The organism is Streptococcus sp. 22.1, from assembly GCF_016648645.1.
In the GTDB taxonomy this organism is placed as follows: Bacteria; Bacillota; Bacilli; order Lactobacillales; family Streptococcaceae; genus Streptococcus.
The window spans coordinates 140,192-148,487 of record NZ_JACLQK010000005.1 but is presented as its reverse complement, the minus strand read 5'-3'; the positions used below and the strand labels follow the sequence as shown (position 1 = coordinate 148,487).

Genomic DNA, 8,296 nt, shown 5'->3' with positions numbered 1-8,296 from the left:
AAAAGGACTCAGTCCTGTACAATACAGAACTAAATCCTTTGCTTAAATTATTTGTCTAACTTTTTGGGGTCAGAACATTCTTGCAAGAGCAGGAAGAGATTTTTCTTTTGCAGTGACAATGATAAATTGAGAGAAAAGGGAGTAAATTCCAATTTGACAGAATTGTCTAAATAGTGTAAACTTAAAACTATCGTAACTACGGAGGCATCACATGCTTAACAAAGCGACCCATTTGGGAAATCTTAAAGCTTTTTATTACTTTAGTTTCTTTAGATAGGACGTTTGTGTTTCAGGATACAAGCGTCAGTCAGTTTGTATCTATGAAGCTAAAGCATTTTGTGATGGATTAGCCGATTAGATGAATAGGTCTAACCGGTGACATAAGCTAGCCTATGCTAGTCAAGATGCAGAAAACCAGTTGGGCCTGTCCTAACTGGTTTTTTCATACCGTGGTCTATTTTTAGTTTTCTTTTGACCTTTAGATGTCTAAAAAATGGTGAATTCTAGCCGACTTTTTATAAGGTCAAAAGGTGATGGTCTTTGGACGACGGACTTTAGGATCTGATGAAGCGATGTAAGGTCTAATTTGCTTGCTTTTGACTCTATCGTCTCGGAAAAAAGATGAAAGAAAATTGGAAATAGATAGAATAAAAAATAGAGGTATACAAGATGAAGAAATTCTTGGTCAGTATGATGGCTGTTATTACAGCTGTCCTCTTGGTAGCATGTTCCAATGCTTCTAATAAAGATTTGGTTCACGTCGGTGTGCTCCAATATGTGGAACATCCTTCCTTGTCAGCGACACGTAAAGGGTTCATTGAAGAACTCAAAGAGGAAGGTTACGTCGACGGTAAGAACATCAAAATCGATTATCAGAATGCACAAGGAGATCAGTCTAACTTGCAGACAATTTCTCAGTCGCTTATTGAAGATAATGATGTCATGTTAGCTATCGCAACCCCAGCAGCCCAGTCTTTGAGTAGTTTGACAAAGGACAAGCCAATTCTCTTTACAGCTGTTACAGATCCAGTTTCAGCTAAATTGGTTAAGTCTATGGACAATGTTGGAGGAAATGTGACAGGGACAAGCGACATGTCACCAATCAACAAACAAGTCGAGTTGTTGAAAAAGGTCCTTCCAAACACTAAAAAAGTTGGGATTATGTACACGACCAGCGAGCGTAACTCAGAAGTTCAGGTTGAAGAAGCCAAGAAATACTTCAAGGAAGCTGGTATTGAAACGGTTATCAAAGGAATTTCATCAACCAATGATATCCAAGACACAGCCAAGAGCTTGATGAGTCAAACCGAAGTGATTTTCATCCCAACTGATAATACTATTGTTAGTGCTATTAATACCTTGGTAGATCTTTCTAAAGAGACTAAGGTTCCAGTTGTTGGTAGTGACGCTGGTAGTGTAGAAAAAGGTGTCCTGTTCACTTATGGAACTAACTATGAAGCGCTTGGACGTCAAACAGGTAAGTTGGCAGGCCGTGTTCTCCGAGGTGAGAAGGTCAAGGATGTCGATGCCGAGTATCCTAAAACCCTAAATGTTGTGGTTAACCATGACATGGCTAAAGAACTTGGTATTGATGTTTCTAGCATTAGTGACGAGGAATCTAAAGCATCAACGCAAGATGACAAACCAATTTCTAAAAAAGATAAGGGTGTCATTAAGCTTAAGGTCAATAAGTCTTCTAAAAAAGGATTTTCAAATGTGGTGCTAACAGCCATTTCTCAGGGGCTTCTATGGGCTATTATGGCTATCGGGGTCTTCATTACCTTCCGTATTTTGGACCTTGCTGATTTGACAGCTGAGGGGGCCTTCCCACTTGGTGCTGCTACGACAACTATCATGATTATCCGTGGGATTAACCCAATCTTTGCGACTCTAGGTGGTTTTGTAGCTGGTATGTTTGCCGGAGCGGTGTCTGGCTTTATGCATACGAAAATGAAGATACCAGCACTTTTAACGGGGATTATTACCTTAACAGGGCTCTATTCCGTTAACCTTTTGGTTCTTGGAAGTGCCAATGTCTCTCTTTCAGGCCACAACACGCTGGTGACTATGGTGATGGATCTTGGTCTATCTAAGCTGAATGGTGTGATTCTATTAGGACTGATTTTTGTTAGTCTGGTAGTACTTATGTTGGTTGTTCTCCTTAATACACAGGTTGGACTTGCTCTTCGTGCAACAGGTGATAACCTTGCCATGGGTGAAGCTAATGGTATCAAGGTTGACCGTATGAAGATTCTTGGCTACATGATTTCCAATGGTTTGATTGCCCTATCAGGTGCCCTCCTAGCTCAAAACAATGGCTATGCGGATATGAATATGGGTACTGGTACAATCGTAAATGGCTTGGCTGCAATCATCTTAGCCGAAGTTATCGTCAAGTATCTACCACTTGGCAAACGCCTCTGGTCAATCGTCGTAGGTGCTGTTCTCTACCGTTTGGTCTTGGTTATTATCCTTGCCATGAACGTTGATGCTCAAATGTTGAAATTGGCTTCAGCCATCTTGCTTGCTATCATCCTTTATGTGCCAGAAGTACGACAAAAATTGAAAATCAGACCTAACAAATCCTTGACTCCAGGAGGTGACAAGTAATGGCTTTACTTAGTTTACAACAGATTCATAAAACCTTTGAAAAAGGCACAGTCAATGAAAATCACGTCCTTCGTGGTTTGGATCTCGACATTGAGCAGGGAGATTTTATCTCTGTCATTGGGGGAAATGGTGCTGGTAAATCAACCTTGATGAATTCAATTGCTGGTGTTCTTAGCATTGATGAGGGGGATATCTTGTTAGAGGGGCAATCTATTAAGAAAGCATCTGTAGATGAGCGCTCTAAAGACATTAGTCGTGTTTTCCAAGATCCTCGAATGGGGACAGCGACAAACCTTTCTATCGAAGAAAATATGGCGATTGCCTATCGTCGTGGTAAGAAACGTAGCTTCTTTAAAAAGTCTATCACTGAAAGCGAGCGTCAAGTCTTCAAGGAAGCCTTGGTAGATCTTGGTCTTGGTCTTGAGAATCGTATGAAGACTGATGCTAATTTCTTGTCAGGTGGACAACGTCAGGCTTTAACACTTGCTATGGCAACTTTGGTTCGTCCAAAAATCTTGCTTTTGGATGAACACACAGCAGCCCTAGATCCTAAGACAAGCGATATGGTCATGAATCTGACACGTAAGATTGTTGAAGAACAAGAATTGACAACCCTTATGATTACCCATAATATGGAACATGCTATCGAATATGGGAACCGTCTAGTCATGCTCTATCATGGTAAAATCGTCGTCGATGTGCGAGGTGAGGAAAAGAAAAACCTCACAGTTGCAGAACTTATGGACCTCTTCCACAAAAATAGTGGACAAGTCCTCAATGACGATGCCTTGGTGCTCGGTTAATAAACAAAAAAAGAAACTATCCAAAGTTCAGATTTTGGGTAGTTTTTTCTTGACTATTTTTGACCAAGTGCTAAAATAAATATATGGATTAGCACTCATAGTTTATGAGTGCTAAAAATAACGTTTCACACGTTACTAATAACAAATAACATTTGGAGGTAATTGGTATGGCATTGAAACCATTGGGCGATCGTATCGTTGTCCGTTTTGAAGAAACAGAAGAAAAAACAGCTAGTGGCTTTGTATTGGCAGGAGCCAGTCATGAAGCTACAAAAACTGCTGAGGTTTTGGCAGTAGGTGAAGGAATCCGTACTCTTACTGGTGAATTGATTGCACCTAGTGTTGCAGCAGGCGATAAAGTTCTTGTTGAAAATGGTGCAGGTGTCAATGTTAAAGACGGAGATGATTCCGTTTCAATTATCCGTGAAGCAGATATTTTAGCAGTCCTAGCTTAGGTCTATGCTAATCAGAAATAAAGTAAGATAAAGAAGGAGTAACTATGGCAAAAGATATTAAATTTTCATCAGATGCACGCGCAGCAATGGTCCGTGGTGTTGATACTTTGGCTGATACAGTTAAGGTAACGCTTGGTCCTAAAGGTCGTAACGTGGTTTTGGAAAAAGCTTTTGGCTCACCTCTTATCACTAATGATGGTGTGACAATTGCTAAAGAAATTGAACTCGAAGATCACTTTGAAAATATGGGTGCTAAGCTTGTCAGCGAAGTGGCTTCAAAAACGAATGATATTGCCGGTGACGGAACAACTACAGCCACTGTTTTGACACAAGCTATTGTCCGTGAAGGTCTCAAAAATGTAACGGCTGGTGCTAATCCAATCGGTATCCGTCGTGGGATTGAAGCAGCTGTAGCTACAGCTGTGGAAGAGCTTAAAGCCATTGCTCAACCAGTTGCTAATAAGGAAGCTATTGCCCAAGTCGCAGCGGTTTCATCACGTTCTGAAAAAGTTGGTGAATACATTTCAGAAGCTATGGAACGCGTTGGTAATGACGGTGTTATCACTATTGAAGAGTCTCGTGGTATGGAGACTGAACTCGAAGTGGTTGAAGGTATGCAGTTTGACCGTGGTTATCTTTCTCAGTACATGGTTACTGATAATGAAAAAATGGTCGCTGACCTTGAAAATCCATTTATCCTTGTGACTGACAAGAAAATTTCAAATATTCAGGATGTCCTTCCACTCTTGGAAGAAGTGCTTAAGACAAGTCGTCCACTCTTGATCATTGCTGATGATGTGGATGGTGAAGCTCTTCCTACACTTGTTCTTAACAAGATTCGTGGAACTTTCAATGTTGTTGCTGTTAAGGCGCCTGGCTTTGGTGACCGTCGTAAAGCGATGTTGGAAGACATTGCCGTATTGACAGGAGCGACTGTTATTACTGAGGATCTTGGTCTTGAACTTAAGGATGCAACTATGGCAGCACTCGGTCAAGCTTCGAAAGTAACTGTGGATAAAGATAGCACAGTTATCGTTGAAGGTGCAGGAAGCGCAGAAGCAATTGCTAACCGTGTTAACCTTATCAAGTCTCAATTGGAAACAACAACATCTGAGTTTGACCGTGAAAAACTTCAAGAACGTTTGGCTAAATTGTCAGGTGGGGTTGCAGTTGTTAAGGTTGGTGCGGCCACTGAAACAGCCCTTAAAGAAATGAAACTTCGTATCGAAGATGCCCTTAACGCTACTCGTGCCGCTGTTGAAGAAGGTATCGTAGCAGGTGGGGGTACAGCTCTTGTTAACGTCATTGCTAAGGTTGCTGAACTTGATCTTGAAGGTGACGACGCTACAGGACGTAACATTGTCCTCCGTGCCTTGGAAGAACCAGTTCGCCAAATTGCTTATAACGCTGGTTATGAAGGTTCAGTTATCATCGATAAATTGAAGAACAGTCCAGTTGGTACAGGCTTTAACGCTGCTAACGGTGAATGGGTAGATATGGTTGAAGCAGGAATTATTGACCCTGTTAAGGTCACACGTTCTGCCCTCCAAAATGCCGCTTCTGTAGCTAGTCTTATCTTGACAACTGAAGCAGTTGTTGCCAACAAACCTGAACCAGAAACTCCAGCAGCACCAGCTATGGATCCAGGAATGATGGGCTACTAAGAGTTTAAAAAAGCAAAAGAAAAAACCTAGGAAAAGTCGAGAAACTTTTTCTGGGTTTTCTTTTTTTCAATTATTTGTTGTTAATTACTGAAAAGGGTTAAATGTATCAGAACTTCCTTGTTGACCTGCCATTTGCATCATCATTTGTTGTTGTCTAATGCGTTCTGCTTCCTTATTCGTATTGATAGAAACAGCAAGAAGGATGATCCAACCGATGAATGTCCAGCCTAGAAGAAAGGATAGGATAAAGATTGGCCATTTTTTATCTGTTTTATTTAGAAGAGCTGGTAATATAAGAAGTACTACCAAGGGGAAATTAATGATGACGGAGAGAAGAGCCGTGATCAATCCGGCACTAAGATCATCACTGGCAATTCCCAAGAGTATCATTCCAAGAGCCCAGAGGATAGCTGGGATGGAAGCGACGGCTAACATGATGAAGTTTGTTTGGGTTTTCTTGTCTTGTTTCTTCCAAGTATCATTTAGATTTTTGCTTGCTTGTTGGAAAGTTTCACCAGTTTGATTCGCAAATTGGTTAACAGTCTGACTGGCATTTTCTACAACAGGTTTAACTTGTTCCTGGAAGGTCTTTGATTGATTTTCTTGAGCTAGGTTAGTTGCTTGGAAAGTCTCTTCTTCATCTGCTGTAGAGTTAGTGAGTGGCTCTTCAGCAACATCATAGCTGTCAACATTTTTTTCGGCAGTTTCTACCACTTCTGTTGATGGTGCAGATTCTGCTGGTTCAACAACTTCTGAATCTTGCTTAGTTTCTACAGTCTCTTTTTGTGAGACAGTTTCTGTTACTTCGACAGTTTGTTTGGGAGTTTCTCGGACAAACTCGCCTTTCTGAGCTGCTTCAGCCATTTCTTGAATACTTGGATTACGACCATTAACTGCTTGGAAAAAATCGATCCAATCTTGTTGCTTCATGTGTATAACCTCCAGATATCTTGATTAAAAAATGTTGATAATTACAATTATAGCAATAGTGTAAGGGGATCGCAATGGGAGTCTTTACTTTATTTCCTTATAATCTTCTTATCACTAAAGATGGGAAAGAGAAAGAAATAGGTTAGGACATAGACCACTAGAGGATATATCAGTGGATTATAGTCCCAGGCTCCTTGCCAATCTAGGTGTAAGAGTCTAACACTAGCGCGTGTTAGGCCTGTGCTCCAAGCTTTAAGGCCAAATGGTCTTAGGATTAAACTGAGTGGTGTTGGAAGATGCAAAAGGTAGACTCCATAAACTGCCACTAAAACTAAGAGATATAATCTAAAAAAACGCTGGTGGTAGGCCCACAAGCGTGTAAAATAGTTTTTCATTAGCCAATAACTGCAAAGAGTTTTTGAGCGTTTGATTGGCGAGTAGCATCCATGATGAGGAATAAGTCAACAATTGACCAGATACCACATCCACCACACGTCAAAAGTTTACCAACACCGAGACCAATTTGTCCTAACAAAAAGCGGTCAATTCCAAGAGTCCCACCTAGAAGTGAAATAATCAACAACATTGTTGGATCTTGGAAGCTGATTGAGTAAAGCATTGAAAGTTGTTGCTCAGGAAGTGCTTCAAGACGTTGACGGATGTACTGAACTTGTTCTGTTGGGAAATACTTGGCGTTAATGGTTATCCATTGATCGACTGGATTCATAAATTAAATACCCCTCAAATTTTAAATGATATGTAAAGGATAACATATTGTAAAGGGAGATTCAAGGCGGTCAAGGCTTTTGAAGTCAATAAAAGTAACTTATTTGCAAGCTTCCACTGTGTCATAACTAGAGGATCATTAGGATAATCCTTTCGCACTATGCTTGAGAATGAGCCTACTTCTATTATTTGTGATTTCTCAACCCTTGTTCAAAACTGTCTGAGCTCGCCTTAACAGTGATTTTGTCGAGTGTTAAGGGATGGGTGAAACTAAGGGTGTGAGCGTGGAGCATGAGTCGAGATGCGGGGCGGTGGCTATAAAGAGGGTCCCCCAGAATGGCATGCCCATGGTGGGCCAGATGCACACGAATTTGGTGGGTCCGACCGGTTTTTAGTTGACAGTTGACCAGACTAGCTCCTTTGAAGGCTTTGAGGCGCGTGATGGTTGTATAGGCAACCTGCCCTTTTCTAGGATCAACCACTCGTTTTCTACGGTCATGGCGGTCGCGTCCAATCTTGTCTTTGTACACAGTCTCCTTGGTCTGAAATTTACCTTCAGCCAAAGCCCAGTATTGACGCTGAATCTTCTTATCTTCCAAGAGTCTATTGAGAATTGGCAGGATAAACGGATTTTTTGCGAAGAGTACAGCCCCACTAGTTTCCATGTCTAGTCGATGAACGACGTAACAGGTTTGCCCACAATAGGCCGAAACATGGTTAAGTAGAGCAATTTCTGTGGGTTCATTACCATGTGTTTTCATTCCTTCAGGTTTATTGACCACGATGAGATGCTGATCTTCATAGAGAGGTTCTACTAAACTGGCATTTCCCATAGGGATAATTTTTTCAGGGTAGTCCTCTGTATCAAAGGTCAGGCTAATCTTATCACCTTTTTCAACAGGACTCTGCCAATTAATAGTCTCTCCATTGATGAGGACGTGCTTTTTCGTGCGTAGGAAATGACGAATCTTACGAGGAATGAGGAGCTTAGTTTCGAGCAAGTCTTTGACGGTTGTTACAGGATAGGGATTGATAATTTCTACGTGTAAAGTCATGGTTTCATTATATCATGAACGTTTAAAAGAGGACAGAATCTGTAAAAACTTGG

At 41.1% G+C, this 8,296-nt stretch carries 8 protein-coding genes; 4 read left to right on the top strand and 4 right to left on the bottom strand.

Translation table 11 applies throughout. The annotated features are described in order from the left end of the window. The first annotated feature begins 669 nt into the window (after positions 1–669). From H7U04_RS04105 to groL, 4 genes are all read left to right on the top strand, one after another. Positions 670–2,610 (top strand): ABC transporter substrate binding protein, encoded by a 1,941-nt coding sequence (locus H7U04_RS04105; RefSeq protein WP_014633645.1) that lies wholly within the window; start codon positions 670–672, stop codon positions 2,608–2,610. Further along, positions 2,610–3,413 (top strand): ABC transporter ATP-binding protein, encoded by an 804-nt coding sequence (locus tag H7U04_RS04100; RefSeq protein ID WP_002883592.1) that lies wholly within the window; start codon positions 2,610–2,612, stop codon positions 3,411–3,413. The genes H7U04_RS04105 and H7U04_RS04100 overlap by 1 nt, the downstream gene beginning before the upstream one ends. Before the next feature lie 167 nt (positions 3,414–3,580). Next, entirely contained in the window at positions 3,581–3,868 is a 288-nt protein-coding gene (gene groES, locus H7U04_RS04095; protein ID WP_002883604.1) for a co-chaperone GroES, read from the top strand. A gap of 44 nt (positions 3,869–3,912) precedes the next feature. After that, positions 3,913–5,532: a chaperonin GroEL gene (gene groL / locus H7U04_RS04090; RefSeq protein WP_060972217.1), complete on the top strand. Its 1,620-nt coding sequence runs from the start codon at positions 3,913–3,915 to the stop codon at positions 5,530–5,532. Between the two features lie 84 nt (positions 5,533–5,616). Here the strand turns inward: groL and H7U04_RS04085 are convergent, their stop codons facing one another. The 4 genes from H7U04_RS04085 to H7U04_RS04070 form a co-directional block, all read right to left on the bottom strand. Continuing rightward, complete coding sequence (locus tag H7U04_RS04085) at positions 5,617–6,462, bottom strand: superinfection immunity protein (RefSeq protein ID WP_060972216.1); 846 nt, start codon at positions 6,460–6,462, stop codon at positions 5,617–5,619. A gap of 89 nt (positions 6,463–6,551) precedes the next feature. Beyond that, the gene (locus H7U04_RS04080) at positions 6,552–6,857 is read right to left on the bottom strand and encodes a DUF2752 domain-containing protein (RefSeq protein WP_073685728.1); all 306 of its coding nucleotides are present in this window, start codon (positions 6,855–6,857) and stop codon (positions 6,552–6,554) included. Beyond that, on the bottom strand, positions 6,857–7,189 hold the full coding sequence (locus tag H7U04_RS04075; protein WP_013989998.1) for a TM2 domain-containing protein: 333 nt from the start codon (positions 7,187–7,189) through the stop codon (positions 6,857–6,859). Before H7U04_RS04075 ends, H7U04_RS04080 begins: the two co-directional genes overlap by 1 nt. 184 nt (positions 7,190–7,373) lie before the next feature. Continuing rightward, positions 7,374–8,243 (bottom strand): RluA family pseudouridine synthase, encoded by an 870-nt coding sequence (locus H7U04_RS04070; RefSeq protein WP_060972215.1) that lies wholly within the window; start codon positions 8,241–8,243, stop codon positions 7,374–7,376. Positions 8,244–8,296: the final 53 nt, after the last annotated feature.

Coding starts and splice junctions, on each gene's coding strand:
- H7U04_RS04070 (WP_060972215.1), bottom strand. CDS start 8,243: ATGACTTTACACGTAGAAATTATCAATCCCTATCCTGTAACAACCGTC.
- groL (WP_060972217.1), top strand. CDS start 3,913: ATGGCAAAAGATATTAAATTTTCATCAGATGCACGCGCAGCAATGGTC.
- groES (WP_002883604.1), top strand. CDS start 3,581: ATGGCATTGAAACCATTGGGCGATCGTATCGTTGTCCGTTTTGAAGAA.
- H7U04_RS04075 (WP_013989998.1), bottom strand. CDS start 7,189: ATGAATCCAGTCGATCAATGGATAACCATTAACGCCAAGTATTTCCCA.
- H7U04_RS04085 (WP_060972216.1), bottom strand. CDS start 6,462: ATGAAGCAACAAGATTGGATCGATTTTTTCCAAGCAGTTAATGGTCGT.
- H7U04_RS04080 (WP_073685728.1), bottom strand. CDS start 6,857: ATGAAAAACTATTTTACACGCTTGTGGGCCTACCACCAGCGTTTTTTT.
- H7U04_RS04105 (WP_014633645.1), top strand. CDS start 670: ATGAAGAAATTCTTGGTCAGTATGATGGCTGTTATTACAGCTGTCCTC.
- H7U04_RS04100 (WP_002883592.1), top strand. CDS start 2,610: ATGGCTTTACTTAGTTTACAACAGATTCATAAAACCTTTGAAAAAGGC.